Below are 26,761 nucleotides of genomic sequence, written 5' to 3' on the forward strand. Positions count from 1 at the left end.
CGAGTGACGTGCAACACAGGAGTGAAAGCACATGGCCGATCAGAAGCAACCCCCCCAGGAACAGCAGAAGCAGCCCGGCGATGAATACGCGATGCAACCCGAGCCGGAGTTCATCCGCGACAGCTATCGCGGTACCGACAAGCTCAAGGACAAGGTGGCGATCATCACCGGCGGCGATAGCGGCATCGGTCGCGCCGTGGCCCTGCATTTCGCCCGCGAGGGCGCGGATTGCGCCGTTGTCTACCTCGACGAGGAGCGCGACGCCCAGGACACCCGCGCACTGGTCGAGGCCGAAGGTCGGCGTTGCGAGCTGATCAAGGGCGATGTCGGCGATCCGGCCTTCTGTCGCGAGGCCGTGGAGCGCACCGTCAGCGCGTTGGGCGGGGTCAACATCCTGGTCAACAACGCCGCCGAGCAGTACGACTGGGACGACATCACCCAGATCCCCGACGATCAGCTGTTGCGGACCTTCCAGACCAACATCTTCAGCCATTTCTACATGATCAAGCAGGTGCTGCCGCACATGCACGAGGGCGACACGATCATCGCCACCTCGTCGGTCAATGCCTTCAAGGGCAACGATACGCTGATCGACTACTCGTCGACCAAGGGCGCCATCCAGGGCCTGGTTCGCTCGCTGGCGCAGTCGCTGGTCGATCGTGACATCCGCGTCAATGCGGTGGCGCCCGGGCCGGTATGGACGCCGCTGATTCCGGCCAGCTTCGACGCCGAGAAGGTCGAGGGCTTCGGCGGTCAGGTGCCCATGGATCGCGCCGGCCAGCCCAGCGAGATGGGGCCGGCCTACGTCTACCTGGCCAGCGAGGAATCCTCGTACATGACCGGCCAGACCCTGCACCTCAACGGCGGGGTGATTCTCAACACCTGACCCCGGCGCGCTGGACCGCCCCGATGGCGTAGACTGCGTGAACCTTCACACGGAGACGCGCCATGTCCCAGTTGCAAGACAGCCACCCGGTCGGCGAGCCCGTATCGGGTTGGCAGGGTGCCGCCTGGCCCGAGCGGCGGCGGCTCGGCGGGCATTTTTGTCGCCTCGAGCCCCTCGACGCCGCGGTGCACGGCGAAGCGCTGTGGCAGGCGACGACCCTGCCGGGCGGCGAGCATAACTGGACCTACCTGCCTTACGGCCCCTTTGCCGACGAGGCCACCTATCGCGACTGGCTGAGCGAGATGGCCGAGCAGCGCGACCCGCAGTTCTTCGCCATCGTCGAGCTTGCCGGCGGCCAGGCCGTGGGCGTGGCGAGTTTCCTGCGTATCGCCCCGGCCGCCGGCAGCATCGAGGTCGGACATATCCACTTCTCGCCGCGCCTGCAGCGCAGTCCGACGGCGAGCGAGGCGATGTTTTTGATGATGCGCGAGGCCTTCGCGCTGGGCTACCGACGCTACGAGTGGAAGTGCGATGCGCTCAACGCGCCGTCGCGGCGTGCCGCCGAGCGGCTGGGCTTTCGCTTCGAGGGCGTTTTCCGCCAGGCCACGGTGGTCAAGGGGCGCAACCGCGACACCGCCTGGTTCTCGGTGATCGATGGGGAGTGGCCGGCCCTGGAGGCGGCCTTCGAGCGCTGGCTGGCGCCGGACAACTTCGACTCGTCGGGGCGCCAGCGCGAATCGCTCTCGCTGCTCACCCGGCAAGCACTCGCCGGGCGCTGAAACCGGGCGAGCGCTTGCCCGGTCAGGGCTGCGGCACGTAGCCGCCGAGCTGTTCGCTGATCTCGCGCGCGGCGCGGCTGACCAGCCCGCCGAGCTCGACCAGGCGCGCTTCGGGAATCCGCGCCACCGGCCCGGATACCGAGATGGCGGCCAGTGGCAGGCCGTCCTGGTCGTGCAGCGAGGCGGCCACGCAGTTCAGCCCGATGGCGTGTTCCTCGCGATCGCAGGCGTAGCCCTGGCGGCGGATGGCGGCCAGGCTCTCGCGGAGCCGGGCGGGGGTATCGAGGGTGTTCTCGGTGACGCGGTTGAGCCCGCGCGATTGCAGGATGCGCTCGACCTCCCGCTCGGGCAGCCAGGCGAGCAGCGCCTTGCCCACGCCCGAGGCGTGCAGTGGCGCCCGCGAGCCCAGCCGGGTGATCATCCGCATCATCTGCGGCGATTCGCTCTGGGCGAGGAACACCGCCATGCCATCGTCGCGGATCGCCAGGTTGGCGGTCTCGCCGCTGTCCTGGGTCAGCCGGCGCAGGTAAGGGCGGGCGGTAGCGACGAAATCACGCGCTTCGAGGAAGGTGTTGCCGACCTGGAAGGTCTTGACGCCGATCTTCCAGAGCCCCAGCTCGGCGTCCTGCATGATGTAGCCCTGCTTGTGCAGGGCCTGCAGCAGGCGGTGGGTGGTCGACGGGGCCAGGCCGACGATCTGGGCGATGTCCGACAGGCCGAGCCCGCCCGGGGCCGCCGCCAGGCCTTCGAGGATATTCAAGCCGCGGACCAGCGACTGGCTGTGACCGCCGCCGCTCTTGGCGGAACTCGCCGGGCGGCCGACTGGCTTGCGCTTGCTCTCTACTGTCACGCCCCGTTCTCCGTGTCGCTCGAAGTCACCGATTCTGGCGACCCAGAATACACGCTCGCAGGGACCCTGTCCGCCGTTGCGGAATCGCTTTCCATCTCGTCTGCGGCGTGCCCTCTCGGCGGCTGGCTCACGACCCGGCGCGGGCCTCCAGGCGCAGCCGGGCGATGCGATTGACCTCGCCGATGGCGGTGCGCCGCTCCTGCTCGGGAGTGTGTTCGAGGCGGCGCTCGAAGGCGGAGAGAATCCGGTGGCGGTCGCTGCCCTTGACCGCCATCACGAACGGGAAGCCGAAGCGCTGCTGGTAGCGCGTGTTGTAGCGGTGAAAGCGCGCGTACTCCTCGGGGCTGCACTGGTCGAGCCCGGCGCCGGCCTGCTCGCGGGTGGAGTCGGCGGTCAGCTCGCCACGCTCGGCGGCCTTGCCGGCCAGGTCGGGATGGGCACGGATCACCGCCAGCTGGCGTTCGGCCGGGGCCGCCTCGAGGATCGCGGCCATCGCCGTGGCGAGGCCCTCGGGGGTGTCCTGTCCGGCATCCAGCCCGCCCTCCCAGGCCGCCTCGGCGATCCACGGCGAGTGCTCGTAGACCTCGCCGTAGTGGCTGACGAAGGCGTCGCGCCCCAGCGTGCTGGGGCGGGGGGTCAGAAGCGGGGCGCTCATCTCGGGTCTCCCTATTCGTATTGTCTCGGGTCGTGCTGTGTCGGGGCGCACTGTACCGGCAATCGCTGGCAGCGGTTGCTTGTCCGGTGTGGGACAGGCCACCATTAAACGGTATACAAATCCGTTATGAAACGTGTCGCGAGCCTGCCGCTCGTCCACGAGCCGCTATAACAGGAGCAAGACCGATGGGACGCTTGACCACGCACGTTCTGGATACCGCTTCGGGGCGGCCCGGCAATGGCCTGCGCATCGAGATTTTCCGCTTCGACGGCGACGATCGGATTCCGTTGGGCGAGGTGATCACCAACGACGACGGCCGTTGCGATGCGCCGATTCTCGAAGGCGAGTCCTTCACGCCCGGCGAGTATGAACTGCTGTTCCACGCCGGAGACTATCTCGATGCGCGGGGCTCCGGCGGCGAGCGGCCGCGCTTTCTCGATCGCATCCCGTTGCGCTTCGGGGTCGCCGATGCCAGCCAGCACTATCATGTGCCGTTGCTGCTGTCGCCGTTCGGCTATTCCACCTACCGTGGCAGCTGACGAGTTCGCCAGGTCGCCTCCGCGGGACCGACCCGTATACAATGGCTTGCATCGACGATGACGGATACGGGGACTTCGAGCATGACCGAGCGCCAGCAATCGCCCGATGCCGTGGCCGATCGTGACGGACCGGCAAAGCGTCGACGCGGCAAGGACGGCGACGGTGCACAGCGCCACGAGGTCATCCACCGGGCCATCAGCAACGCGATCGTCGAGCACCGCCTGCGCCCCGGGGCGCGGTTGCGTGAAGATGCCCTGGCCGAGGTCTTCGACATCAGCCGTACCGGCATTCGCAAGATTCTCCAGCGCCTCGCCCACGAGCAACTGGTGACATTGACGCCGCGGCGCGGCGCCAGCGTGACCCGGCCCACCGCCGAGGAGGCCCGCGACGTCTTCGCCGCGCGGCAACTGGTCGAGTGCGGCATCATGGCGGATGTCGCCCAGCGCATGACCCCCGACGATGCGCGGGCACTGCGTGAGCTTGCCGCCCGCGAACGCCAGGTGCTCAAGCAAGGCGAGCAGAGCGTGGCGATCAAGCTCTCCGCCGAGTTCCACGAGCGATTGGCCGGGCTGTGCGGCAATGCCACGCTCGCCGAGTTCGTCGGACGGCTGTGCTCGCGCTCGTCGTTGATCCTCGCGGTCTATGGCAGCTCCGGTCACCTGGGCTGCGAGTCGCACGACCACGACGAGCTGATCGGCCATCTCGAAGCCGGAGGGGGCGAGCGGGCGGCGGCATTCATGGGGCGTCACCTCAAGGCGATCGAGGCTTCGCTGTCGATCGAGGAGGAGCGCGACGAGGCTCCCGACCTGCGCCAGATCTTCGCCCTGTAGCGCCTCGGCGGCGGCCCCGCTATGGACACCTCGGGGGCGAGAAGGTACGATACGGCGCGTTGATGGCGCTTACGGCGCGCAACCAAAAACCGCCCTTAGCTCAGCTGGATAGAGCGTTGCCCTCCGGAGGCAAAGGTCGAAGGTTCGAATCCTTCAGGGCGGGCCAGAACATCGAAAAGGGCCTGCGAGCGATCGCAGGCCCTTTTGTTTTTTCTGCGGTCAATTTTGATCATGCTGCGACCAGCATCTTCAAGCCTGGAAAAGATCGATAGCGCAAAAACCCCCATTACCCCACCGGGCTCTGCTTGGCACGAGAAGTAGTTGCTATCCACTGTCCCCGCCGTAGTGGCCGGAGCAGCTGTTGGCCTGAGCAGTTCAAAGAGGTAAGACCAGTTGCTACGTACGAAAGTTTAATTGTTGACCACTTGAAGCCTCCATAATGTTAACTGCAGCTGAGGGCAATGGGCTTAGTCTCAGCGACGCCTAGGTTGCAGAGTTCGACTCCTTCGTGCCGCTCAGCTGAAGCATATAAGCGGTATCAAGAGGTAAGACCAGTGGAGGGCACATGGCTGAAGAGACTACCCCAAGAGAGGGTGAGGAACTGCGCGGCGGCGAGAAGGTATTCGGCTATTTCCGCGATCAGGTTCTATCGGGGGCTCTGAAACCTGGAGATCGCCTACCCAGCGAGCGGGAGCTGTCTCTCACCCTGGGGGTGGGGCGACCGTTGCTGCGCGAAGTAATGCGCTCGCTCAACATGCTGGGCGTGCTCGACATTCGCCATGGCAAGGGCGCCTTCATCGCCCGCGCTAGCTTCGGGATGCTGTCGGACTTCTTCACCTTCTATTTGGCCCAGGAGCAGAGCGCCCTCGATGACGTCATGCAGGCCCGCATCGCCATTGAGTGCCAGGCCATCCGCCTCGCCTGCGAACGAGCCACGGATGCCGACATATCCCGCATAGAAGCTTGCTTCACGCAATTGACGGAAACCGTGGATGATCCGGAGCGGGGCGGACGGTCGGACTATGAATTCCATGTCGCCATCGTAGAGGCGAGTCACAGCCAGACGCTGATAACCCTCTATCACGCCATCTCCACCATGCTGCTGAAAAGTCACGTCGAGCGGCGAAAGACGACGGCGAACGTACCCGAAATTATCGAGAGCCATATCGATTCCCACCGCCAGGTGTTCCTGGCGATAGTCGAGGGCGATGGCGACCTGGCCCATCAGAGGCTCCGCGAACACTTCGCGATAGGCGACGAGCTGCGCCGGCGAAGTATCATCGCTGCCCATAGCAAGGGCAGTTCCAGCACGTACTCAACCGACAAGTACAAGTGAGGCACGCATGTTCACGAAAATCGGCATGGGGCTGGCCACCGCGGCATTGGCGCTGGGCCTGACCACCACGGCATCCGCTGAAACCCTGCGCTACGCCCACGTAGGGGCGGAAGGCGATCTGCAAACCCGCTACGCGACGGAAGTCGCGCAAGAGATCAAAGAAGCGACCAAAGGCAACATCACCATTCAGGTTTTCCCTGCCAGCCAGTTGGGCGGCGTGGCCGAAATGGTTGATGGGGTTCGTATGGGCTCTATTAGCATGGGCCATCATGACTTTGCCTCGCTGGCGCGGATCGTGCCAGAGGCGGCGGTTTTCAATGCCCCTTACGTATATCGCGACGCCGAACATGCGTTGCACGCGACCGATCCGGATTCACCAGCCGTCCAAAAGATCAACCAGCAACTGATCGAAAAGGGCGGTGTGCGCATCATCGGCAGGATCTACCGGGGCAAGCGGCACATCTCCTCCAACTTCGCGGTCAAGTCCCCCGAGGATCTCAAGAACAAGCCCTTCCGGGCCGTGCCGCTGGACCTCTGGGTATCCATGGTCAAGGGCTTTGGCGCCACCCCGACGCCTGTGGCCGTCTCGGAGCTGCCAACGGCACTGATGACCGGGCTAGTCGTGGGCCAGGAAAACCCCCTGACCATGATCAACGCCAACCAGCTCTACGAAGTCCAGTCGCATGTATCGCTCACCGGTCACATGGATTCCGTGTTGGCGGTGTTCGTGAACGAGCAGAAGTGGCAGTCGCTGGATGAATCGGATCGCATCGCCATAAAGAAGGTCCTCGATGAGAAGGCCGAACAGTCCCTTCAGTGGGCACAAAGCTCGGAAGCCGATCTGGTGAAGACGCTGAAGGACAAGGGCATGACGGTCCTTAGCGAAGAGGATGGACTGGATGTGGATGCCTTCCGCGACAAGGTGAGTGCTCAGATCGACAAGGACTTTCCGAACTTCAAGCCCTACATCGAGATGATCTCTCAGGTGAAGTGAGCTAGCGCCAGGAGCCCCGGACAGGGGCTCTTTGGCGTGGTGATTCAAACGGTCGGTAAAGGAGTTTCGGCATGCATCTGGTCAGGCGGCTATTGGAAGGGCTGTGCGCCTTGCTGCTGGCGGGAATCGTGCTGGTCCCGCTGTTGCAGGTCATTCTGCGGGAAGTCTTCGTTAGTCCACTGGTCGGGGCCGAGGAGTTCACCCGATTCCTGCTGGTCTGTCTGGTGTTCATGGCTTATCCGCTGGTGGTCGACAATGGCGAGAACATCGTCATGGCCGAGCTTCGCGAGTCACTGCCGGCACAGCTACAACGGGCCGTGATAACGCTGACTCTGCTGTGCACGGTCGCGGCCAGCGTGTTTATCGCCTATGCCACGGTCATTACCATTCAGGCGAATCTAGGCAATACCACACCGACCCTCAAGATTCCGTTCTGGCTGTTCCTGGGTTCGACAGCCCTCGGATTCAGTGCCGCATGCCTGTTGCATATCGCCCATGGCATCAAACCACCCGCCGCTGAAATCGGGCCAAACCAATAAGGGGTAATCATGGGCATTGCCTTGATCATCGGCTTTCTGGCTCTGTTCGTTCTGGGTTTTCCGGTCGTCTATTCCATCCTGATCCCATCCATTGGCTATGTCCTGATCGAGGGCTTCCCCAGCGGACTACTGGCCCAGCGCATCACCTACGCACTCGACAGCTTTCCCTTGGTGGCCGTGCCGATCTTCATCTTCGTGGGCAACCTCATGAATCTGGCGGGTGTGACCGAGCGAATCTTTCGCTTCGCCGATACCCTGGTGGGTCGGGTGCCGGGCGGTCTAGCGCAGGTAAACATCTTCTCCAGCCTGATCTTCTCGGGCATGTCCGGCGCGGCGCTGGCCGACGTCGGCGGGCTGGGCAGGATCGAGATCGAAGCTATGCGCAAGCGCGGCTTTTCGGCGCCTTTTTCCGCAGCCGTCACGGCTTCTTCGGCGGTTGTGGGGCCGATCTTTCCGCCCAGCATTCCGCTGATCGTCTATGGCTCGGTGACCAGCGTATCCATCGTACAACTGCTGATTGCCGGCATCGTTCCGGCCTTGATCTGTATCGCGCTGCTAATGGTGACTGCGGCCCTTCTGGCGTTGCGTGGCAGCATGCCGCGCGCCGCGCGCTGGCCCACTTTCTGGGAGGTCGTTGCGGCGTTGCTGCCGGCCCTGCCGGCCCTGTTGGCACCGGTGCTGATGATCGCCGGCATGATGAGCGGTCTGTTTACCCCGACCGAAGCGGCGGCGGTCACGGCCGGCTATGTGCTGTTGATCAGCGGGCTGGTGTACCGGGAACTGACCTGGCGCCACCTGTGGAATGCCATGATGGTCACGATTCGCAGTACCAGTGCCATATTGATCATAGTGGCCGCCGCCTCGCTCTTTGGATGGATTCTGGCCGTCGAGCAGATCCCTCAGGAGTTTGCCGGCTGGATATTGCAGGTCTCGAAGGATCCGCTGGTGCTACTGCTGATTGCCAACCTGATCTTCTTTGCTGTGGGGATGTTTCTGGACTCCACCACCGCTACGCTGCTGGTGGTGCCAGTGATTGCCCCGCCCATGGTGCTGGCCGGCGTTGACCCCGTGCATCTGGGCATCGTTGCGATATTCAACCTGATGATCGGGCTATTGACGCCTCCCATGGGGCTGTCTTTGTACCTGATATCTTCAATCGCCAAAGTATCCCTGCGCCAGTTGCTCTGGGCGCTGATTCCTTTCTACGTGCCGCTGCTGATGACGCTAGCGATCATCACTTTTGCCTCGGATCTCGTGCTCTGGTTGCCCGGCATGCTTCGCTAAACAAACTTGGAGATAGATGTATGAAGATTGTCATAGGCTCGGACCATGCGGGCTACAGACTCAAGGCCTCGGTAGTGGCGTTCGTGGAATCGCTCGGCCATGAGGTGATCGATGTCGGATCACACGATGACACCCCGGTGGATTTTCCGGATATCGCAAAACAGCTGGCCGGGCGGGTGACCAGCGGCGAAGCGGTCAGAGGATTGATGGTCTGCGGTACCGGCGTGGGGGCATCCATTGCCGCCAATAAGATCCGCGGCATTCGCGCGGCGGTGTGTCACGACATCTACTCGGCCCATCAGTGCGTCGAGCATGATGATGTCAACGTGATGTGCATCGGCGCGCAGATCGTCGGGCCCTGGCTGGCCAATGACCTGATCAAGGCCTATCTCGAAGCCGAGTTTTCCACCAGCGAGGAGTTTCGCCGGCGGGTGGATAAGCTGCATGCCATGGAAAACGAGGGTCAGGGCGACAGCCAGTAAGGCCTCAGTGCTTCGAGCGATGCTTGAAGCATCGAGTTAAGCCCGGCCATTGCCAATCCCGTCCTCAATGCCGGAAAGTGGTCGGCTACCGGCTACTCTTGTTGCAGCCAGGCCCTGCGGCTCTCGGCCATGCTCTTGACGCATGCGCCGCAGGGCCTGCTCGACGGTCTGCGCGCTACCAGCGGCCAGCGAGCATCAACAGGAAACCCAAGGAGGCAGGCTGTGAGTCACCCTACCCACGTTTCACCGAACGAGATCCGCGATCGCTTCTCCAAGGCCATGTCGGCCATGTACCAGGCCGAGGTGCCGCAGTACGAGACGCTGCTCGAGCTGGTCGATCAGGTGAACCGGGAAACGTTAGAGCATGATCCGGCAATGGCCGGGCGGCTTTCGAACTTCGATGAACTCAACCGTCTCGGCGTGGAGCGCCATGGCGCAATCCGGGTGGGGACGGCCGATGAGCTGGCCATGTTGCGTCGGCTATTCGCCGTGATGGGCATGGTCCCGGTCGGATACTACGATCTGTCGGAAGCCGGCGTTCCCGTGCATTCCACGGCGTTTCGTCCGGTCGCTGACGACGCCCTGGCCTACAACCCCTTCAGGATCTTCACCTCGCTGCTGCGCCTCGAGCTGATCGAGAGCGATACGCTGCGCGAGCGAGCCGCGAAGATCCTCAGCGAGCGTGACATCTTCACCCGCGAGGCCCGTGAGCTGGTCGCGCTGCATGAATCGCAGGGTGGACTGACCGACGAGCAGGCCGAGCGCTTCGTGAACGAGGCGCTGGAGACCTTCCGCTGGCACAAGGATGCCACGGTGGATCTGGAGACCTACGAGGCGCTACAGGCCGAGCATCGGCTGATTGCCGATGTGGTCTGCTTCCGGGGACCGCATATCAACCACCTGACGCCGCGCACCCTGGACATCGACGAGGCCCAGCGCCGCATGCCGCAGGCAGGCATGAACCCCAAGGACGTGATCGAGGGGCCGCCGCGCCGCGACTGCCCGATCCTGTTGCGCCAGACCAGCTTCAAGGCGCTGGAGGAATCGATCCGCTTCGCGGGGGAGCGCCAAGGCACGCATACCGCCCGCTTCGGTGAGATCGAGCAGCGTGGGGTGGCGCTGACCGCGAAAGGTCGTGAGCTCTACGACCGTCTGCTCGGCGAGTCGCGTCGCCGTACGGCGGGGCTGGCCAACGACGAGCATCAGCGGGTCCTGGCCGAGGTCTTCACCGCGTTCCCCGATACGGAAGCGGAACTGCGTCGCCAGAAGCTGGCCTTCTTCGACTACCGGCTGACCGAGGCCGGCCGTCAGCCGGGCAGGGCGGGGGATGCGGATATCGAGACGCTGATCGAGCAGGGCCTCGTGGAGGCTCGGCCGATCACCTACGAGGATTTCCTCCCGGTCAGTGCGGCAGGTATCTTCCAGTCGAACCTCGGCGGCGGTCAGAGCGACGCCTATGAAGGCAACGCGAACCGCGAAGCCTTCGAAGCGGCGCTGCAAGGCACGGTCCTGGATGAACTGGAGCTCTACGCCGAGCGTGAACGGACTTCGTATCAATCGGCGCTGCAAGCACTCCAGGATTGACGCGGAAGAGATGAGCGGCGGACGCTCGCGATCATCCGTTTAGAGCGATCGCTGGTTCTAGCTCGCTCGATCGCCAAGACGGCGAGCCCCTCGGGCTCGCCGTCTTGCACATAGCCGCTGCCTCAACCCTCGTTGGCGGCCTGGGCGGCGTCGATCACGTCCTGACCGATCTCGTCGGCGAACTGCTTCCACACCGGCTTCATGGCGTCGACCCACTGCTGGCGCTGTTCGGGGGTCAGCTCGATGATCTCGGACTTGCCGGAGTCGACGATCGCCTGCTTGGCCTCCTGGTTCTCCTGGGCTGCGATCGAGTTCCCGTAGTCGAGCGCTTCATGCATGGCCTGTTCCAGCACGGGGCGCACGTCATCCGGCAGGCCGTTCCAGAAGCGATCCGAAGTGACCACCATGTAATCGATGACGCCGTGGTTGGACTCGGTGATGTACGGCTGCACCTCGTAGAACTTCTGCGAGTAGATGTTCGAGTAGGTGTTCTCCTGGCCATCGATGGCCCCGGTCTGCAACAGGATGAAGACCTCGGAGAACGGCTTCTTGAGCGGCGCGGCATCGACCGCCTCGAACTGCGCCTGGAGTACGTCGGAGGTCTGGATGCGGAACTTCTTGCCGGCGGCGTCCTCGGGCACGCGCAGCGGCTCGGAGGCCGACAGCTGCTTGAGGCCGTTGTGCTGATAGCCGAGGCCGATCAGGCCCTTGTCCTGCATGGAGGTCAGCAACTGCTCGCCGGTCTCGCTGTTCTGAAAGCGCTCGACCGCGTCCATGTCCTTGAACAGGAACGGCAGGTCGAAGACCTGGAGCTGGTTGGTGTACTTCTGGAACTTGGACAGCGAGGGTGCGGCGAGCTGGACGTCGCCCAGCAGCATGGCCTCGAGCACCTGGTCGTCGCCGTAGAGCTGGGAGTTGGGATAGACCTCGACGTCGACCTGGTCGCCGACCGAGCTCTTCTCGACGAGCTCCTTGAACTTCTCGGCCATCTGGCCCTTGGGGGTGTTCTCGGCGACCACGTGGGCGAACTTGATGGTGATCGGGTCGGCGGCGAAGGCCGAGCCGGCCATCAGGATGCCGGCGGCCAGCGAGGTGAGCGAAGCGAGCTTGTAGGTAGACATGCCATAAATCCTTGTGATTGTAATAGTGTTGGTTAGCCCAATGGACTTTTTTGATGCTGGCATAGCTCCATAACGGCGAGTATTAATATTTGAGCAAACCAGGGTTAGCCTACGCTGAAACCTTGCTGGGTGGGGGTAAAACCTTCGTAACTGAAGATCGCCTGCAGCAACTCCTGGCCACAGCTCGGTAAGGCTTCCAACTCCCTGACGACGATACTGCGCTCACGCTGGGCCCAGGCATCTTCCAGTTCGATCAACTGGATGGCCAGGGTGCGCTGATAGCGAAGCGCGCACGACTCGGGAAGAATGCCGATACCCACCCCGGCCTCGATCATCCGGCAGGCCGGCTCGAAGCCGAGCACCTGGATGCGCAGGGGCAGGCTGCGGCCCATGTCCTTGACCTGATCCTGAAGGAACTGCAGCAGGGTGCTGCCGTCGTGTAGCCCGACATGCGGGTAATCCAGCGTCTCGTGGAAGCTGACCCGTGGCCTGTCGGCCAGCGCATGCCCCCGCGGCACGGCCAGGACCAGCCGGTCCAGGCTGAACGGCAGCAACTGCAGTCCCTGGGCCTCGACCACCCCCGCCACGATGCCCAGATCCGCCGTGCCGTCCAGCACGCCCCGCACGATATCCCGAGTCAGGCGTTCCTGAAGGTCGACGGTGATGCCGGGGCGGGTGGCCAGGAAGCGTGCCAGCACCTCGGGCATGAACTCGGTCACCGCCGTGGTGTTGGCGAAGATGCGCAGGTGGCCAGCGGCACCATCGGCATATTCCGAGAAATCGCTTTTTACGTGCTCGACCTGACGCAGGATCGTCCGGGCATGACGGAGCAGGCGCTCTCCCGCCGGGGTGAGTTCCACGCCTTGGCTGCTGCGATAGAACAGGCGGCTTCCCAACTGGCCTTCGAGCGCTTTCATGCGGGTGCTGGCCGCCGCCGTCGAAAGGTGAGCGCGTTGGGCGCCCCCCGTCATGCTGCAGGCCTCGGCGACGTGGATGAACAATCGCAAGTCAGGCAAATCGAAGTGCATGTACCTTTCTCCTGAGCATTGCTCACCAAGTCGCTCGATAGCTCGGGCTTTCGGCTCAGCAAAACACCGCCTTATGCAAAAGCAAATTCTCTAAAGGTCCCATCCCTGCGCATCCTGATGGCACGACAACGGGAGGACAGGACATGGTGGGTGCTGAGGTCGGCGACTGGGTCGGCAACCAGGAGCACAGTGAGGACGGGCTGAGCGCGGCCCTGGTCACGCGCGTCGCGGCGACGTTCGATCTCCCATGTCCCGCGAGCGGGCAGCCCTTGCCTTTGCTATGGCACTGGGCCTTCTTTCAGGAACCCGTCGCTCCAGCGCAGTTAGGCAGGGACGGCCATCCCGCGCGCGGTGGCTTCCTGCCGCCCGCCGAGGGGCGCAACCGGATGTGGGCCGGTGGCCGAGTGGACTTCCTCCAACCGCTGCGCGTGGACGTGCCCGCGGCGCGCCACTCGACGATCGCGGCCATCGAGGAGAAGCAGGGGCGGACCGGCAAGCTGCTGTTCGTCACGGTGCGCCATGACTACATCCAGCAGGGCGAGACCTGCATCCAGGAGGAGCAGGACATCGTCTACCGCGAGCCCTCGCCGCCGCGGCTGTCGCTGGATACGCCGCTGCCCGAGCCCGAGTGGGCGGAGTCCATCCGGCCCACGCCGGTCATGCTGTTCCGCTATTCGGCGGTGACCTTCAACGGCCATCGCATCCACTACGACTGGCCATATGCCACCGCGACCGAAGGCTACCCCGGGCTGGTCGTGCACGGCCCGATGATCGCCACGCTGCTGGTCCAGGCCTTCTGCAACGCCCATCCCCACGCCGTGCCGACGCGCCTGACCTATCGCGGCCTGCGCCCGCTGATCGCCGACAGTGACTTCCAGGTCGCCGGCCGCCACGAAGCGGCCGGCCGGGCCGCGCTGTGGGCGTTCAACGAGCAGGGCCCGGCGCACGAGGCGGAAATTCACTACAAGGAGAATGGCTGATGTTTGCCCATGACACCGAGGCCCTGGAGGCCATCCGCGACGGCGTGCGCAGCCTGTGCAGCCACTATGACGCGGCCTACTGGCGCGGCGTCGACGAGCGCAAGGCGTTTCCGCAGGAGTTCGTCGAGGCATTGACCGAGGCGGGCTGGCTGGCGGCGATGATTCCCGAGGAGTACGGCGGCTCGGGGCTGGGCCTGACCGAGGCCTCGGTCATTCTCGAGGAGGTCAACCGCTGCGGGGGCAACTCCGGCACCGTGCACGGCCAGATGTACAACATGTTCACCCTGCTGCGTCACGGCAGCGAAACGCAGAAGCAGTATTTCCTGCCGAAGATCGCCGCGGGCGAGCTGCGTTTGCAGTCGATGGGGGTCACCGAGCCCACCACCGGCACCGACACCACCAAGATCAAGACCACCGCGGTCAGGCAGGGCGACAAGTACGTCATCAATGGCCAGAAGGTGTGGATCTCGCGCATCCAGCACTCCGACCTGATGATCCTGCTGGCGCGCACCACGCCACTCGACCAGGTGCAGCGCAAGTCGGAAGGCATGTCGATCTTCCTGGTCGACCTGCACGCGGCGATCGGCAACGGCCTGACCGTGCAGCCGATCGCCAACATGGTCAATCACGAGACCAACGAGCTGTTCTTCGACAATCTCGAGATCCCCGCGGACAGCCTGATCGGCGAGGAGGGCAAGGGCTTTCGCTACATCCTCGACGGGCTGAATGCCGAACGCACGCTGATCGCCGCCGAATGCATCGGCGACGGTCGCTGGTTCATCGAGAAGGCCAGCGACTATGCCCGCAGCCGCGAGGTGTTCGGCCGGCCGATCGGCCAGAACCAGGGCATCCAGTTTCCCATCGCCCAGGCGCACATCGAGGTCGAGGCCGCCGACCTGATGCGCTGGCGGGCCTGCCACGAGTACGACAACGGCCTGCCTGCCGGGGCCAGCGCCAACATGGCCAAGTACCTGGCCGCCGAGGCGTCGTGGAAGGCGGCCAACGTCTGCCTGCAGACCCACGGTGGCTTCGGCTTCGCCAGCGAATACGACGTCGAACGCAAGTTCCGCGAGACCCGGCTCTACCAGGTCGCGCCGATCTCGACCAACCTGATCCTGTCCTACGTCGCCGAGCACCTGCTCGAGCTGCCGCGGTCCTTCTAGGAGACGTTTGATGAGCCATCCCACCCGGACCCTGGCCGCCTTCCTGGCCGATCTAGATTACGAGGCGCTGCCCGAGCGGGTCGTGTCGCGCTGCGAGGAGCTGTTTCTCGACTGGCTGGGCTCGGCGCTGGCCGGCAGGGACCAGCCGCCGATTCCGCTGTTCGAGCGCTACGCCCAGCGCATGGGGCCGGCGAACGGCGCCAGCGAATCGCTGACCGACCGGCGGCAGACGTCGCCGCACTTCGCCGCGCTGGTCAACGCCGCCGCCTCGCACGTCGTCGAGCAGGACGACCTGCACAACAGCTCGGTGCTGCATCCCGGCACGGTGGTCTTTCCCGCCGCGCTGGCGGCCGCCCAGGAGCTAGGCGCCTCGGGCCGCGAGCTGATCGTGGCCGCCGTGGCCGGCTACGAAGCCGGCATCCGCATCGGCGAGTTCCTGGGGCGCTCCCACTACGCCACCTTCCACACCACGGGCACCGTGGGCACGCTGGCCGCCGGCGTGGCGGTCGGCAAGCTGCTCGGCTTCGACGAGGCGCGCTTCGTCCACGTGCTGGGCAGCGCCGGCACGCAGGCCGCCGGGCTTTGGGAGTTCCTGCGCGACGGTGCGCATTCCAAGCAGCTGCATACCGCCAAGGCGGCCGCCGACGGGCTGCTCGCCGCCTACCTGACCGCCGAGGGCCTGACCGGGGCGCAGCGGATCCTGGATGGCAAGCAGGGCATGGCCGCGGGCATGTCGCACGACGCCGATCCCGGCTACCTGACGGATCGGCTGGGCGAGCGCTGGGCACTCGAGGAGACCTCGTTCAAGTTCCATGCCTCGTGCCGGCACACCCATCCCGCCGCCGATGCGCTGCTCGAACTGATGCAGACGCATGGCCTGAGGCATGGTGATATCGAACACGTGACCGCCCGCGTGCACCAGGCGGCCATCGACGTGCTGGGTCCGGTGACCCGGCCCACCTCGATCCACCAGGCCAAGTTCTCGATGGGCACGGTGCTGGGGCTGATCGCCGTGCATGGCCAGGCGGGTCTCGAGGAGTTCCAGCGCCATGCGCTGGCGGACGAGCAGGTCCTCGCGTTCAGGGAGCGGGTGAGCATGCAGCTCGACCCCGAGGTCGACGCGGCCTACCCGAAGAAGTGGCTGGGGCGCGTCGCGCTGACCACCCGGGACGGGCAGGCATTCAGCCAGGCGATCGACGACCCCAAGGGCGATCCCGACAATACCCTGTCGCGGGCCGAACTGGAGGACAAGTTCCGGCGCCTGGCGGCCTTTTCCGGCGCGGCGTCGCCCGCCGAAGCTCAGCGCCTGATCGACTGGGCCTGGCGGTTGCGGGAGCAGGCGCGCATCGCGCCGCTACTCCAGACCCCGGCGCGCGAGAACACGCGTGAAAGCACTCGTGAAGACAAGGGAGCCGACGCATGAACGCACCCGGCATTCCCCAACGCCCCCTGGACGGCATTACCGTGGTCAGCCTGGAACACGCCATCGCCGCGCCCTTCTGCACCCGGCAGCTGGCCGACATGGGCGCGCGGGTCATCAAGGTCGAGCGCCCCGGCGTCGGCGACTTCGCCCGCGGTTACGACGAGCGGGTCCACGGCCTGTCGTCCCACTTCGTGTGGACCAACCGTTCCAAGGAGAGCCTGACGCTCGACGTCAAGAACGACGAGGCCCGGACGGTCCTGGACAGCCTGCTGGCCCAGGCCGACGTGCTGGTGCAGAACCTGGCGCCGGGCGCCGCGGCCCGGCTGGGCTTGTCCTTCGAGGCGCTGCACGCCGATTTTCCGCGCCTGATCGTGTGCGACATCTCGGGCTACGGCGAGGATGGCCCCTATCACGCCAAGAAGGCCTACGACCTGTTGATCCAGAGCGAGGGCGGCTTTTTGTCGACGACCGGTGCCCCGGGGCCGGAGGGCATGGCCAAGGCGGGCTGCTCGATCGCCGACATCGCCGCCGGCATGTACGCCTACAGCAACATCCTCTCCGCGCTGTTGCTGCGCGGGCGTACCGGCACCGGCAGCCACATCGACGTGTCGATGCTGGAGAGCCTGGTCGAGTGGATGGGCTACCCCATGTACTACGCCTTCGAGGGCGCCGAGCCGCCGCCGCGGGCGGGTGCTGCGCACGCCACCATCTATCCCTACGGGCCGTTTCCCACCGGCGACGGCCAGACCGTCATGCTGGGCCTGCAGAACGAGCGCGAGTGGCAGGTGTTCTGCGAGAAGGTCCTGCAACGGCCCGAGCTGGCCGCGGATGAACGCTTTTCCGCCAACGCCCGGCGCTCCGCCCACCGTGACGAGCTGCGCTCACTCATCGTGCAGGCGTTTGCCGCGCTGAGCGCGGACGACGTGCTGGCCCGGCTCGACGAGGCGCAGATCGCCAATGCCCACGTCAACGACATGCATGGCGTCTGGGCGCATCCGCAGCTCAAGGCGCGCCAGCGCTGGGCGAGCATCGGCAGCCCCGCCGGCGAGATCCCCGCGCTACTGCCGCCGGGTCGCAACAGCGACTTCGTCCCGCAGATGCAGCCGGTGCCCGCCCTGGGCGAGCATAGCGAGTCCATCCTGGCCGAACTGGGTTACGGACGCGAAGCGATCCAGCGCCTGAAAGCCCACAGTGTCATCTGACGGAGCCCTTATGAATCCGGTTGCCCTGCGCTCCATTCTGTTCGTTCCCGCCACCCGGCCGGAGCGCATCGCCAAGGCCCTGGCCAGTGCGGCGGATGCCGTCATCGTCGACCTGGAGGATGCCGTCGCCGAAAGCGACAAGGCCAGCGCCCGGGACGCCCTCGATGCGTTTCTGGCGCACAACCCGCAGGCCAGGATCATGGTCAGGGTCAATGCCCCCGGTACCTATCATTACAAGCCCGACTTGGAACTGTGCTCCCGCCATGCCACCGTCACGCACCTGGTCATTCCCAAGGCGGAGTCCTGCCAGTCTCTAGAGACAGCAGCGATCTGCAACAAACCGCTGTGGCCTTTGATAGAAACGGCCCGGGGGCTCTTGGCACTGCCCACGCTGGTCTATGTCTCGGGAGTGGAGCGGTTGAGCTTCGGCGCGCTGGACCTGAGCGCCGAGCTGGGGCTGACACCCGACACCCCGGGCGCCCGGCAGATTCTCGATCAGGCGCGCTACCAACTCTTGGTCTACTCGCGTGCCGCGGGCCTGGCCCCGCCGATCGAGAGCCCACATCCGGCCCTCGAGGATACGGAAGCCGTGGCGCAGGCTGCCACGCGTGCCCGGGAGATGGGCTTTGCCGGGATGCTGTGCATCCACCCCAGGCAGCTGCCCCCCGTCAACCGGGCCTTCTCCCCCAGCGAGGCCGAAGTGGCCTGGGCCAGCAAGGTCGTCGAAGGTGCGACCCGCCAGGAGGGCGCGTTCAGCGTCGAGGGTCAGATGGTCGATGCGCCGGTCATCGCGCGCGCCCAGGCCATTCTCGCCCGGTACAAGGCGTATGAATCATGACCGAACGATCCAAAGAGCAGGACGCCGCCGTTCTCGACAATCCGTTCATCGACCTGATCGGGGCGCGCCTGAGCGAATGGACGACGGACCGGTGCGAATGGGCCCTGGATATCGGGCCGCAGCACCTCAACACGCAAGGGTCGCTGCACGGTGGCATCATCGCCACGCTGCTGGATGTGGCGTGCGGCTACAGCGGCTTTTGCCTTGCAACCGATGATTCAGGGGCCAGGGCGGCGACGATCTCGCTGACGGTGCACTACATGGCCAAGGCCAGCCAGGGGCGGCTGATCGCCCGGGGGCGGCGTACGGGTGGGGGGCGGCGCATCTTCTTCGCCACGGCCGAGTTGATGAGCTGCGATGACGATACCGTCATTGCAACCGCCTCCGGGAGCTTTCGTCTCAATTATCCCGCCGAGCGGGGCGGCTGAAGCGCTGACATGACTGCCTGCGAACTACATCTCAGGGCGGCAGGCATGACCTACCACCATAGCCAATGGTTATTTCAAGCGCGACTCAGGCTCTGGCAGGATAGCCGGCTTTCTCAACGCGCAATGAAGGTCCATGGTTAGAACATACATCGGCAAGATGAAAGGCACCCGCGTCGAACGCACGCCGCCCTGCTGGCGCGACGCCCTGTGGTCCTGGGTCGGCGCCTTCCTGGGTATCGCCGGCGTGGGCTGGTTGAGCGCCCAATCGCTGCAGACCCACTCCTTGCTGATGGTGGGCTCCTTCGGCGCCTCCTCGGTGTTGCTTTACGCGGCCCCGGAGAGCCCCTTGGCCCAGCCCCGCAACGTGCTGTTCGGCAGCATGCTCTCGGCGCTCGTCGGCGTGCTCAGTTGGCAGTTGCTCGGCGAGACCTGGCTGGCGGCGGCGGTCGCCGTCTCGACGGCAATCCTGGCCATGCAATTGACCCATACCCTTCACCCGCCGGGCGGGGCAGCGGCACTGATCGCCGTCATCGGCTCGGACGAGCTGCATGCCCTGGGCTGGGGCTATGTGCTGTTCCCGATAGCCGTAGGCTGCCTGCTGATGCTCACGATCGCCGTGCTCATCAACAACCTGGCAAGGCACCGGCGCTATCCCCAGCACTGGTGGTAAGCGTGGATTGCATGAAGAATCGCCCGCCTAAAGGCGAAGCGGCTCCAGTATAAACGCGGCTTGAAGTCTAAAAGACAAAGCTCGGACTTCCTGTCATGCAACTGAGCGACAGGTTGGCTACTCGATCAAGTGGCTTTAACTTATGGAAGCCTGTAAATCCACGCTCTCCACGCTTTGCATACCGGTCACCGTGGCTGCTAGAGCCGTACAGAAACTATCGAAGGACTCGCTCATTTGACCGGGGCTTCGATGAAGTTCGATTTCGACATACCCCAGATCGGGCAGCCCCTCGTCATCGCCAATGATTCGGCAGCCGGCGGGTACGCTACGCGGCGTCTTGACGGTCATGGCCAGGCCGCTTTGCACCGCGACATTGATGCCCGTCGGCGATTGGCTGATGTAGCGCACGTCCCACTGCCTTTCGTCTCTCCCCAGCGCAGCCAGGGCATGGGCGCGAAATATGCAGCCCTCGGGGTTCAAGGCCAATGGCAGGCGTTGCCAGTCGGCAAGATCGATGTTGTCGGCAACGACCCAGACCATCGGCTCGCGGCCCAGCAATTCCCCGGTATGCGTGGGTCCATGGCGTACGGCCAGCACGAGGTCCAGAAGCCCCTCCTGGAATCGAGCGATAAGGTTGGCGCTGATATCGCAATAGACTTCGATATGTACCCGTGAATGGGAATCGGCGAAGCGCGGTAGCAGGCTGGGCAGATAAGCGCTCGCCTGTTCCTCGGAAATACCCAATCTGATCAATTCACACTGATTATCGGCCCCCATCATGCGCTGGGCTTCATCCTGCAATTTCAGAATCTGTCGGGCATAGGGCAGTAGCCTTTCACCCGACGGGGTGAGCAATACACTGCGACTGGTGCGCTCGAACAGCGATTCACCCATGCGGTCCTCGAGCCGCTTGATCTGCAGGCTGACCGCCGATTGGGTACGGCAGAGAATCTTGCCGGCGGCACTGAAGCCTTCGCATTCGGCGACGCCCACGAAGGCACGCAACAGGTCCGTATCCATCGTCTATGAGCCTCTGAAATTGATCGTATCTTAATCATTCATTTCTATTATCAAATTTCACGCCCTAGGCTGACATGGTGTCAAGACCGCGATCAGGAGACCTTGCATGCACGCTACCGCCGACACCCGGCCGGACAGTACCTCGTTGGAGGGACTCGTCGATCTGGCGCGTTACCCACTGAACGATCTTGCGAGCTCCGCCGGGCAAGCGCTGATCGAGCGTTGCCGTGACCAGCTGGCCGACGACGGCTGCGTCGTGCTGCCGCGATTCGTGCCGGACCATGCACTCGATCGGCTCGAGCGCGAGACCGAGCGGCTCTCGCCGGCGGCGCATTACAACCAGAACGAAACCAATCCCTACAACTCCGACGGCGATCCCGGCCTGCCGGCGGAACACCCCAAGAACCGCTTCGGCGACCGTACCAACGGCTTCGTCGCCGGGGATCGGATCGACCGCGACACCATCATTCGCCAGGTCTATCAGCACCCGGATTTTCAGCGCTTCATCGCCGCGGTGGTGGGCATCGAGACGATTCACCAATACGCCGATCCGTTGGCCGACCTGGTCGTCAACGTGCTGCGCGAGGGCTGCCAGCACCCGTGGCACTACGACACCAACGAATTCATCGTCACCATGATGACCCGCCAATCCGAGGGCGGAGGCCGGTTCGAGTACGCGCCGGGCATCCGCAGCCCCGAGGGCGAGAACTTCGAAGCGGTCCAGTCGGTGCTGGACGGCGACCGCAGCCGCCTGAAGACGCTGGACCTGCAGCCGGGCGATCTCCAGGTGTTCTTCGGGCGCTACTCGCTGCACCGCGTGACCCCGGTCGAGGGTAGCCGCGAGCGGCACACGGTGATCTTCGCCTATGCCAAGGAGCCGGGCTTCGTCGGCCGCCCCGAGCGCGCCCAGCGTATCTTCGGGCGCATGGCGCCGGTTCATGAGCGCATGCTCGAAGAGGGCCGGACCCAGCGCAGCGACAACCTCGCCGACTGAACGCAAGCGCCTCTGTTTCGACGCCCGGCGGCCATCGCCGGGCGCTGCTTTTGCCCAAAGGATTGCCATGAACCGTATCGAATCCGCCCGACTCAGCGACAGCGAGCCGTCCTCCATCCCGGTCGTCCCCTCGGCGCCGATGGCCAACACCGACAGCATCCCCACCGCCTTCGATCCGCTGCAACTGCGCGCCGGGCGCCTGGCGCGCCTGCGCGCGATGATGGCCGAGCAGGGCTATGCCGCGCTGGTGCTGTTCGACCCCTACAACCAGCGCTACGCCACCGGCTCGCGCAACATGTTCGGCTATTTTCTGCGCAACTCCACGCGCTACATCTACGTGCCGCTCGAAGGCCCGATAATCCTGTTCGAGTACCCGGGCAGCGCCCACGTCTCCACCTGGCTCGAGACCATCGACGAAGCGCGCACCTCCAAGGTGGTGTGGTCGGCGGTCAACCAGCGCGACAACTTGTCTTCCGACCCGTTCGGCATCGAGATCGCCGAGCTGATGGAAGAACACGGCAAGGGCAACAAGAAGATCGGCCTGGACCGCTGCGCGCTGAACCTGGCCCGCTCGCTGGAAGCCCAGGGGCTGGACGTCTATGACTGCATGCAGGACACCCTGCATTGCCGGCGCATCAAGACCCCCGAGGAGATCGCCTGCCTGGCGCAGTCGATGGCTGGTTGCGAGGCGGCGGTCGCCGAGGTCGAGGCGGCGATCAAGCCCGGCGTGCGCGAAAACGACCTGTTCGCCACGCTCTATGGCAACGTCATCCAGCAGGGCGGCGAGTTCATCGAGACACGCCTGCTCTCATCGGGCCCGCGCACCAACCCCTGGTTCAACGAGGCCAGCGACCGGGTCATCCGTGCCGGCGAGCTGGTGGCGCTGGATACCGATACCATCGGCTGCCACGGCTACTATTCGGACTTCTCGCGCACCTTCCACGTTGGGCCGGGCCGCCCCAGCGGCTACCAGCAGAGCCTCTACCGGATGGCCTACGAACAGGTGCATCACAACATGCAGATCCTCAAGCCGGGGATGAGCTACCGCGAGATCGCCGAAAGCGCCTGGAAGATTCCCGAGCGCTTCCTCGACCGTCGCTACCCGTCGATCATCCACGGCGTTGGCATGCACGGCGAGACGCCGCTGGTCGCCCACCACATGGACTTCGACCGCTTCTCCAAGGACGGCGTCCTCGAACCCGGCATGGTGGTTTCGGTGGAGAGCTACATCGGCGAGGTCGGCGCCGCTGATGGCGTCAAGCTCGAAGAGGAAGTGCTGGTCACCGACACCGGCATCGAGAAGCTCTCGCGCTATCCGTTCGATGAAGCCCTGCTCGGTCGAGAGTTTTGAGGCGGCGACTGTGCCCGCATCCCCCGACATGAAGAGAGACGTAATGACAGACCTAGGCCACTGGATCGCCGGCGAACGGCTGACCAGCGAGCGCACCATCGAGGTGCTCAACCCGGCCACCGCCGCGCCGGTACGTCGCCTGGCGATGGCCGATACCGCCACCGTGCAGCGCGCCATCGACGCCGCCCGCGAGGCCCAGCCCGCCTGGCGCGACATGCCGCCGGCCAAGCGCGCCCAGGTGATGTACCGCTTCAAGACCCTGCTCGAGCGCGACGCCGACGAGATCTGCGCGCTGGTCAGCGAGGAACACGGCAAGGTGCTCGAGGACGCCATGGGCGAGCTCAAGCGCGGCATCGAGAACGTCGAGTACGCCTGCGGCGTGCCGGAACTCTTGAAGGGCGAGTACTCCCACAACGCCGGGCCGGGCATCGACACCTGGTCCAACCATCAGCCGCTGGGCGTTGTCGCCGGCATCACGCCGTTCAACTTCCCGGCCATGGTGCCGCTGTGGATGTACCCCATGGCGCTGGCCTGCGGCAACGCCTTCATCCTGAAGCCCTCCGAACAGGCGCCCTCGGCCGCCGTGAAGATGGCCGAACTGCTCGACGAGGCCGGGCTGCCCAGGGGGCTGTTCAGCGTCGTCCATGGTGACCGCGAGGCCGTCGACGCATTGATCGAAGCGACCGAGGTGCGCGCGCTCTCCTTCGTCGGCTCCACCCCCGTGGCGCGCAAGATCTACGAGGGCGGCACCCGCCAGGGCAAGCGCGTGCAGGCCCTCGGTGGCGCCAAGAACCACGCCGTGGTCTTGCCGGATGCCGACATCGACAACGCCGCCAGCACCCTGATCGGCGCCGCGTTCGGCAGTGCCGGCGAGCGCTGCATGGCGATCTCCGTGGCTGTTTGCGTGGGCGACGCCACCGCCGACGCCCTGGTCGAGCGTCTCGCTACCCAGGCCCGCGAGCTCAAGATCGGCCCGGGCACCGAGCGCGGCCTCGACATGGGCGCGCTGATCAACGCCGGCCAGCGCGACAAGGTCGCGGGTTACATCGAGCAGGGCACCGCCGCCGGTGCCGAGTTGGTGGTCGACGGCCTCGAGCATCCGCTGGTGGAAGGCTCGCCCGGCTTCTTCCTCGGCGCCACGCTGTTCGACCACGTCACCCCGGAGATGAGCATCTACCGCGACGAGATCTTCGGCCCGGTGCTGTGCGTGGTGCGCGTTGAGACCTTCGAGGAGGCCATCGCGCTGATCAACGCCCACCAGTACGGCAACGGCACCTGCGTGTTTACCCGCGACGGCGAGGCCGGGCGCCGCTTCGCCGATGCCATCGAGGTCGGCATGGTCGGCATCAACGTGCCGCTGCCGGTACCGGTCGCCTTCCACAGCTTCGGTGGCTGGAAGGACTCGCTGTTCGGCGACCTGCACGCCTACGGCCCCGACGCCGTGCGCTTCTACACCCGCCGCAAGGCCATCTCCCAACGCTGGCCGCAGCGCAGCGCCCAAGAAAGCGCGCAGTTCAACTTCCCCTCGTAAGCTAAGCCCCCGCAAGCCTGACCCCACGCCCGCGCCGCCCAGACGGCGCGGGCGTTTTTGTGTGTACGCCTTTCGTGTGGCGCCATGTTGATCGACGTTAAATCGCGCTAATGATGGGGTGACGTAGAAGGCGGCTGGAAAGCCACGGCCCCGGCCGTTCTATACCCGGTGAGGGCCGTGGCCACCGCGAGCAGCGCGAAGGCGATGAAGCAGACGAGATAGCCATGGCTGCTGATCAGGTTGCCCGCGAGCGGCGAGCCGACGATCTGCCCCACGGCGATCATCAGGAAGGGAAGCCCCAGCCCGATGGCGGGGCGATCCGCATACAGCCGGATGCCCCAGACGAGATAGACACCGGTCAGCATGATGTAGGCCGAGCCGAACAGCGCGGCCGCGACGAGCACTGCCGCCAGGTTCGAAGGGCTGAGTACCAGCAAGCCAAGCGCGCAGGCCATTGCCGCGAGACTGCCGCGATGGACGATGTTGAGGCCGAAGCGCGTAATCAGGTCGCCCGCCGCGCCGCCCACCAATCCCGCAACGCCGATCAGAATCCAGACGATGTTGGCCGTCGCCTGCTCGAAATGCCCCAACGTGATGAGTACATCGCTCGAGAAGGTCCAGAAGGCGGCGCTGGCTGTGCCCATGCCGGTGGCTGCGACGATCAGCATCGACGCGTGGGGGCGCCAGAGCCCACCAGGGCGGTCGGCGTCTTGATGACTGTCAACCGGGGCGGGGTCGCCGGCGCTCGCGCGCGGCACGCTGATCAGCAACAGCAGCGCATTGAGCAACGCGGCGACGGCAAAGGCGGTGTAGGCGAGCCGCCACTGCCCGGTGGCGAGGAAGGCGACCGGCCCGGAAACAGCAACGCCCAGGCTGGTACCGGCGTTGATGACGGTATTGGCCCGCCCCTGCCGGGGCGCCGCCACCGAGCGCGACACCGCCTGCGCCATGGGCGGCGATGCCAGCCCGGTGCTCGTCCCCGCAAGCAGAATGGAGACGGCCAGCCACAATGCCTGCGTGCTGGCGGCGACGCCTACCATGCCGGCGGCTGCAATCAGAGCAGCGGCGACAGCGATCCGCCGCGAGCCGAAACGTTCCACCAGCAGCGCGCTGAGCACGATGGCAAGGCAATAACCGACATAGGCGCCGCTGCCGATGATGCCGGCCAGAGTCGGGCTCAACCCGACATCGTCGCGCATGCTGGGCAGGAATAACCCATAGGCGAAGCGCGCCAGGCCGTATGTGGTACCGATCAACATGGTACCGGCGACGATCAAACGAAACTCGATGCGGTTCATGAGGCGCACTCTCTGCGGATATCCGCCATCACGGCTCCCCGGTGCGTCTCACGGGGAGTCGACGTATGCGTGGCCTGTGCCTGTGGTGAGTCGGTAGGCGTCATGATGTTTCCTCTCCCTGAGGGGGCTGGCGCCGGGCTCGGTAGTTCAGCATGTAAAACGATCGTTTTCATCGTTGACATGATGGCGCTGCCGGTTCGAGCCCGGTTAACGTCGCTACTCGCTGGTTATGATGTGTGGCGAGGCGGCAAGCGTGTTACTGAACTCGGCGTCGCTATGATGCCCGCGCGGCGTCGGCCAAACGCTGTGCCGCCCTGCGCGCGACATCGACGGTCGTGATGCCGCGATACGCGGCCATGTGGGTCGCACCTTCGAACAGCAGTTGAATCGTCTCGACGAGCTCGTCGTCGCGCCGGCCGATCTCCGCGACGACGATCTGGCCGATCCGGTCCCGCAGGCGCTGCTTGTGGCGCGCCATCGCCTCGGCGATCTCCGGAACGTCGCCGCCGGTTTCTTGGCAGGCGCGCAGGAACAAGCAACCCCGTGCGCTCTCCTGGGCCGACCAGGCCTCCAGCGCGCCGAATAGCGCATCGATGCTGTCTTTTTCCACCTGGCGGTGGAAGCGGCGATCCCGCTCGTTGAGGACGGCGGCGATCAGGCCGTTCTTGCTGCCCACATGTTTGTAGAGCGTGCGGCTCGAGATCCCCGCACCTGCCGTCAGCCGGTCCATGCCGGTGGCGTTAAAGCCGTGACGGTCGAATAGTTGCTCGGCGGTCGAGATTAATCGTGTACGAATGTCCATGGCTGAAGTGTAAAACGATCATTTTACATGCGCAAGCCGAGGCGCAGACGCAAAGTCCTGAGATTGGCGGACGAAAGGAGTCCCGTACAGATCAGTGGCTTCATGGCAAAAGCCAACGGAATCACCCTGAGTCACCGGTGGATCTATTCGCTG

The 26,761-nt window shown here is 65.0% G+C and carries 27 protein-coding genes and 1 tRNA gene; 21 read left to right on the forward strand and 7 right to left on the reverse strand.

All coding sequences use genetic code 11. The features are described 5' to 3' along the window. Positions 1–31 precede the first annotated feature (31 nt). Both R6258_RS03475 and R6258_RS03480 read left to right on the forward strand, forming a co-directional pair. Positions 32–886, forward strand: coding sequence for an SDR family oxidoreductase (locus R6258_RS03475; RefSeq protein WP_318447441.1), 855 nt, complete (start codon positions 32–34; stop codon positions 884–886). Between the two features lie 62 nt (positions 887–948). Then, positions 949–1,665, forward strand: coding sequence for a GNAT family protein (locus R6258_RS03480; RefSeq protein ID WP_318447443.1), 717 nt, complete (start codon positions 949–951; stop codon positions 1,663–1,665). A 22-nt stretch (positions 1,666–1,687) separates the two neighbouring features. Here R6258_RS03480 and R6258_RS03485 read toward each other — a convergent pair whose 3' ends face one another. Together R6258_RS03485 and uraD are read right to left on the reverse strand one after the other, a co-directional pair. After that, positions 1,688–2,515 (reverse strand): IclR family transcriptional regulator C-terminal domain-containing protein, encoded by an 828-nt coding sequence (locus R6258_RS03485; RefSeq protein WP_318447446.1) that lies wholly within the window; start codon positions 2,513–2,515, stop codon positions 1,688–1,690. A gap of 127 nt (positions 2,516–2,642) precedes the next feature. Then, positions 2,643–3,170, reverse strand: a complete 528-nt coding sequence (gene uraD / locus R6258_RS03490; RefSeq protein ID WP_318447448.1) for a 2-oxo-4-hydroxy-4-carboxy-5-ureidoimidazoline decarboxylase — start codon at positions 3,168–3,170, stop codon at positions 2,643–2,645. Positions 3,171–3,355: 185 nt separating this feature from the next. On the opposite strand from uraD, the gene uraH reads away from it, so the two are divergent. The 9 genes from uraH (at position 3,356) to R6258_RS03535 (ending at position 10,759) form a co-directional block, all read left to right on the forward strand. Then, positions 3,356–3,709 carry a hydroxyisourate hydrolase gene (uraH, locus tag R6258_RS03495; RefSeq protein WP_318447451.1) on the forward strand — a complete coding sequence of 118 codons (354 nt, stop codon included), beginning with the start codon at positions 3,356–3,358 and terminating at the stop codon, positions 3,707–3,709. 81 nt (positions 3,710–3,790) lie between these two features. Continuing rightward, positions 3,791–4,540: a GntR family transcriptional regulator gene (locus R6258_RS03500; protein ID WP_318447454.1), complete on the forward strand. Its 750-nt coding sequence runs from the start codon at positions 3,791–3,793 to the stop codon at positions 4,538–4,540. A gap of 89 nt (positions 4,541–4,629) precedes the next feature. Further along, a tRNA-Arg gene (locus tag R6258_RS03505) sits at positions 4,630–4,706 on the forward strand. 399 nt (positions 4,707–5,105) lie between these two features. Beyond that, on the forward strand, positions 5,106–5,876 hold the full coding sequence (locus R6258_RS03510; protein WP_318447456.1) for a FadR/GntR family transcriptional regulator: 771 nt from the start codon (positions 5,106–5,108) through the stop codon (positions 5,874–5,876). Between the two features lie 7 nt (positions 5,877–5,883). Further along, positions 5,884–6,870, forward strand: a complete 987-nt coding sequence (locus R6258_RS03515; RefSeq protein ID WP_318447458.1) for a TRAP transporter substrate-binding protein — start codon at positions 5,884–5,886, stop codon at positions 6,868–6,870. 71 nt (positions 6,871–6,941) lie between these two features. After that, positions 6,942–7,409: a TRAP transporter small permease gene (locus tag R6258_RS03520; protein WP_318447460.1), complete on the forward strand. Its 468-nt coding sequence runs from the start codon at positions 6,942–6,944 to the stop codon at positions 7,407–7,409. Between the two features lie 9 nt (positions 7,410–7,418). Beyond that, positions 7,419–8,693: a TRAP transporter large permease gene (locus tag R6258_RS03525; protein ID WP_318447462.1), complete on the forward strand. Its 1,275-nt coding sequence runs from the start codon at positions 7,419–7,421 to the stop codon at positions 8,691–8,693. A 20-nt stretch (positions 8,694–8,713) separates the two neighbouring features. Next, on the forward strand, positions 8,714–9,175 hold the full coding sequence (gene rpiB / locus R6258_RS03530; protein ID WP_318447464.1) for a ribose 5-phosphate isomerase B: 462 nt from the start codon (positions 8,714–8,716) through the stop codon (positions 9,173–9,175). Positions 9,176–9,454: 279 nt separating this feature from the next. Beyond that, positions 9,455–10,759, forward strand: a complete 1,305-nt coding sequence (locus R6258_RS03535) for a VOC family protein (protein ID WP_412176352.1) — start codon at positions 9,455–9,457, stop codon at positions 10,757–10,759. 122 nt (positions 10,760–10,881) lie between these two features. On the opposite strand, the gene R6258_RS03540 is transcribed toward R6258_RS03535, so the two are convergent. Further along, entirely contained in the window at positions 10,882–11,880 is a 999-nt protein-coding gene (locus R6258_RS03540) for a TRAP transporter substrate-binding protein (RefSeq protein ID WP_318447469.1), read from the reverse strand. A gap of 104 nt (positions 11,881–11,984) precedes the next feature. Further along, a complete protein-coding gene (locus R6258_RS03545; RefSeq protein ID WP_318447471.1) occupies positions 11,985–12,908 on the reverse strand; it encodes a LysR substrate-binding domain-containing protein in 924 nt (307 codons plus the stop codon). 143 nt (positions 12,909–13,051) lie between these two features. Here R6258_RS03545 and R6258_RS03550 point away from each other — a divergent pair, with 143 nt between their 5' ends. The 7 genes from R6258_RS03550 to R6258_RS03580 all read left to right on the forward strand — a co-directional run bounded on the left by R6258_RS03550 (position 13,052) and on the right by R6258_RS03580 (position 19,612). Then, positions 13,052–13,888 (forward strand): MaoC family dehydratase N-terminal domain-containing protein, encoded by an 837-nt coding sequence (locus tag R6258_RS03550; protein WP_318447473.1) that lies wholly within the window; start codon positions 13,052–13,054, stop codon positions 13,886–13,888. Then, complete coding sequence (locus R6258_RS03555; RefSeq protein ID WP_318447475.1) at positions 13,888–15,051, forward strand: acyl-CoA dehydrogenase family protein; 1,164 nt, start codon at positions 13,888–13,890, stop codon at positions 15,049–15,051. The genes R6258_RS03550 and R6258_RS03555 overlap by 1 nt, the downstream gene beginning before the upstream one ends. 10 nt (positions 15,052–15,061) lie before the next feature. After that, positions 15,062–16,474 (forward strand): MmgE/PrpD family protein, encoded by a 1,413-nt coding sequence (locus tag R6258_RS03560; protein ID WP_318447477.1) that lies wholly within the window; start codon positions 15,062–15,064, stop codon positions 16,472–16,474. Next, the gene (locus R6258_RS03565; RefSeq protein ID WP_318447479.1) at positions 16,471–17,676 is read left to right on the forward strand and encodes a CaiB/BaiF CoA-transferase family protein; all 1,206 of its coding nucleotides are present in this window, start codon (positions 16,471–16,473) and stop codon (positions 17,674–17,676) included. The genes R6258_RS03560 and R6258_RS03565 overlap by 4 nt, the downstream gene beginning before the upstream one ends. Before the next feature lie 10 nt (positions 17,677–17,686). Then, complete coding sequence (locus R6258_RS03570; RefSeq protein WP_318447482.1) at positions 17,687–18,514, forward strand: CoA ester lyase; 828 nt, start codon at positions 17,687–17,689, stop codon at positions 18,512–18,514. Further along, positions 18,511–18,942, forward strand: a complete 432-nt coding sequence (locus R6258_RS03575; RefSeq protein ID WP_318447485.1) for a PaaI family thioesterase — start codon at positions 18,511–18,513, stop codon at positions 18,940–18,942. The genes R6258_RS03570 and R6258_RS03575 overlap by 4 nt, the downstream gene beginning before the upstream one ends. Before the next feature lie 133 nt (positions 18,943–19,075). Then, positions 19,076–19,612: an HPP family protein gene (locus R6258_RS03580; protein WP_318447487.1), complete on the forward strand. Its 537-nt coding sequence runs from the start codon at positions 19,076–19,078 to the stop codon at positions 19,610–19,612. A gap of 135 nt (positions 19,613–19,747) precedes the next feature. Here the strand turns inward: R6258_RS03580 and R6258_RS03585 are convergent, their stop codons facing one another. Beyond that, entirely contained in the window at positions 19,748–20,632 is an 885-nt protein-coding gene (locus R6258_RS03585) for a LysR family transcriptional regulator (protein ID WP_318447490.1), read from the reverse strand. A gap of 106 nt (positions 20,633–20,738) precedes the next feature. Here R6258_RS03585 and R6258_RS03590 point away from each other — a divergent pair, with 106 nt between their 5' ends. The 3 genes from R6258_RS03590 (at position 20,739) to R6258_RS03600 (ending at position 24,508) form a co-directional block, all read left to right on the forward strand. Then, on the forward strand, positions 20,739–21,626 hold the full coding sequence (locus R6258_RS03590; RefSeq protein WP_318447492.1) for a hypothetical protein: 888 nt from the start codon (positions 20,739–20,741) through the stop codon (positions 21,624–21,626). A gap of 67 nt (positions 21,627–21,693) precedes the next feature. Further along, a complete protein-coding gene (locus tag R6258_RS03595) occupies positions 21,694–22,977 on the forward strand; it encodes a Xaa-Pro peptidase family protein (protein WP_318447496.1) in 1,284 nt (427 codons plus the stop codon). Between the two features lie 43 nt (positions 22,978–23,020). Further along, positions 23,021–24,508 carry a CoA-acylating methylmalonate-semialdehyde dehydrogenase gene (locus R6258_RS03600; RefSeq protein ID WP_318447499.1) on the forward strand — a complete coding sequence of 496 codons (1,488 nt, stop codon included), beginning with the start codon at positions 23,021–23,023 and terminating at the stop codon, positions 24,506–24,508. A gap of 107 nt (positions 24,509–24,615) precedes the next feature. Here the strand turns inward: R6258_RS03600 and R6258_RS03605 are convergent, their stop codons facing one another. Both R6258_RS03605 and R6258_RS03610 read right to left on the reverse strand, forming a co-directional pair. Then, positions 24,616–25,806, reverse strand: a complete 1,191-nt coding sequence (locus R6258_RS03605; RefSeq protein ID WP_318447501.1) for an MFS transporter — start codon at positions 25,804–25,806, stop codon at positions 24,616–24,618. Between the two features lie 274 nt (positions 25,807–26,080). Next, positions 26,081–26,608 (reverse strand): TetR/AcrR family transcriptional regulator, encoded by a 528-nt coding sequence (locus tag R6258_RS03610; protein ID WP_318447503.1) that lies wholly within the window; start codon positions 26,606–26,608, stop codon positions 26,081–26,083. Positions 26,609–26,761 lie beyond the last annotated feature (153 nt).

This window comes from Halomonas sp. HP20-15, from assembly GCF_033446685.1.
Classification (GTDB): Bacteria; Pseudomonadota; Gammaproteobacteria; order Pseudomonadales; family Halomonadaceae; genus Modicisalibacter.

Excerpts from the sequence above, each read along its gene's own strand:
- R6258_RS03475 (WP_318447441.1), top strand. The coding sequence starts at position 32 with ATGGCCGATCAGAAGCAACCCCCCCAGGAACAGCAGAAGCAGCCCGGC.
- R6258_RS03480 (WP_318447443.1), top strand. The coding sequence starts at position 949 with ATGTCCCAGTTGCAAGACAGCCACCCGGTCGGCGAGCCCGTATCGGGT.
- uraD (WP_318447448.1), bottom strand. The coding sequence starts at position 3,170 with ATGAGCGCCCCGCTTCTGACCCCCCGCCCCAGCACGCTGGGGCGCGAC.
- uraH (WP_318447451.1), top strand. The coding sequence starts at position 3,356 with ATGGGACGCTTGACCACGCACGTTCTGGATACCGCTTCGGGGCGGCCC.
- R6258_RS03500 (WP_318447454.1), top strand. The coding sequence starts at position 3,791 with ATGACCGAGCGCCAGCAATCGCCCGATGCCGTGGCCGATCGTGACGGA.
- R6258_RS03510 (WP_318447456.1), top strand. The coding sequence starts at position 5,106 with ATGGCTGAAGAGACTACCCCAAGAGAGGGTGAGGAACTGCGCGGCGGC.
- R6258_RS03515 (WP_318447458.1), top strand. The coding sequence starts at position 5,884 with ATGTTCACGAAAATCGGCATGGGGCTGGCCACCGCGGCATTGGCGCTG.
- R6258_RS03520 (WP_318447460.1), top strand. The coding sequence starts at position 6,942 with ATGCATCTGGTCAGGCGGCTATTGGAAGGGCTGTGCGCCTTGCTGCTG.
- R6258_RS03525 (WP_318447462.1), top strand. The coding sequence starts at position 7,419 with ATGGGCATTGCCTTGATCATCGGCTTTCTGGCTCTGTTCGTTCTGGGT.
- rpiB (WP_318447464.1), top strand. The coding sequence starts at position 8,714 with ATGAAGATTGTCATAGGCTCGGACCATGCGGGCTACAGACTCAAGGCC.
- R6258_RS03535 (WP_412176352.1), top strand. The coding sequence starts at position 9,455 with ATGTCGGCCATGTACCAGGCCGAGGTGCCGCAGTACGAGACGCTGCTC.
- R6258_RS03540 (WP_318447469.1), bottom strand. The coding sequence starts at position 11,880 with ATGTCTACCTACAAGCTCGCTTCGCTCACCTCGCTGGCCGCCGGCATC.
- R6258_RS03545 (WP_318447471.1), bottom strand. The coding sequence starts at position 12,908 with ATGCACTTCGATTTGCCTGACTTGCGATTGTTCATCCACGTCGCCGAG.
- R6258_RS03550 (WP_318447473.1), top strand. The coding sequence starts at position 13,052 with ATGGTGGGTGCTGAGGTCGGCGACTGGGTCGGCAACCAGGAGCACAGT.
- R6258_RS03555 (WP_318447475.1), top strand. The coding sequence starts at position 13,888 with ATGTTTGCCCATGACACCGAGGCCCTGGAGGCCATCCGCGACGGCGTG.
- R6258_RS03560 (WP_318447477.1), top strand. The coding sequence starts at position 15,062 with ATGAGCCATCCCACCCGGACCCTGGCCGCCTTCCTGGCCGATCTAGAT.
- R6258_RS03565 (WP_318447479.1), top strand. The coding sequence starts at position 16,471 with ATGAACGCACCCGGCATTCCCCAACGCCCCCTGGACGGCATTACCGTG.
- R6258_RS03570 (WP_318447482.1), top strand. The coding sequence starts at position 17,687 with ATGAATCCGGTTGCCCTGCGCTCCATTCTGTTCGTTCCCGCCACCCGG.
- R6258_RS03575 (WP_318447485.1), top strand. The coding sequence starts at position 18,511 with ATGACCGAACGATCCAAAGAGCAGGACGCCGCCGTTCTCGACAATCCG.
- R6258_RS03580 (WP_318447487.1), top strand. The coding sequence starts at position 19,076 with ATGGTTAGAACATACATCGGCAAGATGAAAGGCACCCGCGTCGAACGC.
- R6258_RS03585 (WP_318447490.1), bottom strand. The coding sequence starts at position 20,632 with ATGGATACGGACCTGTTGCGTGCCTTCGTGGGCGTCGCCGAATGCGAA.
- R6258_RS03590 (WP_318447492.1), top strand. The coding sequence starts at position 20,739 with ATGCACGCTACCGCCGACACCCGGCCGGACAGTACCTCGTTGGAGGGA.
- R6258_RS03595 (WP_318447496.1), top strand. The coding sequence starts at position 21,694 with ATGAACCGTATCGAATCCGCCCGACTCAGCGACAGCGAGCCGTCCTCC.
- R6258_RS03600 (WP_318447499.1), top strand. The coding sequence starts at position 23,021 with ATGACAGACCTAGGCCACTGGATCGCCGGCGAACGGCTGACCAGCGAG.
- R6258_RS03605 (WP_318447501.1), bottom strand. The coding sequence starts at position 25,806 with ATGAACCGCATCGAGTTTCGTTTGATCGTCGCCGGTACCATGTTGATC.
- R6258_RS03610 (WP_318447503.1), bottom strand. The coding sequence starts at position 26,608 with ATGGACATTCGTACACGATTAATCTCGACCGCCGAGCAACTATTCGAC.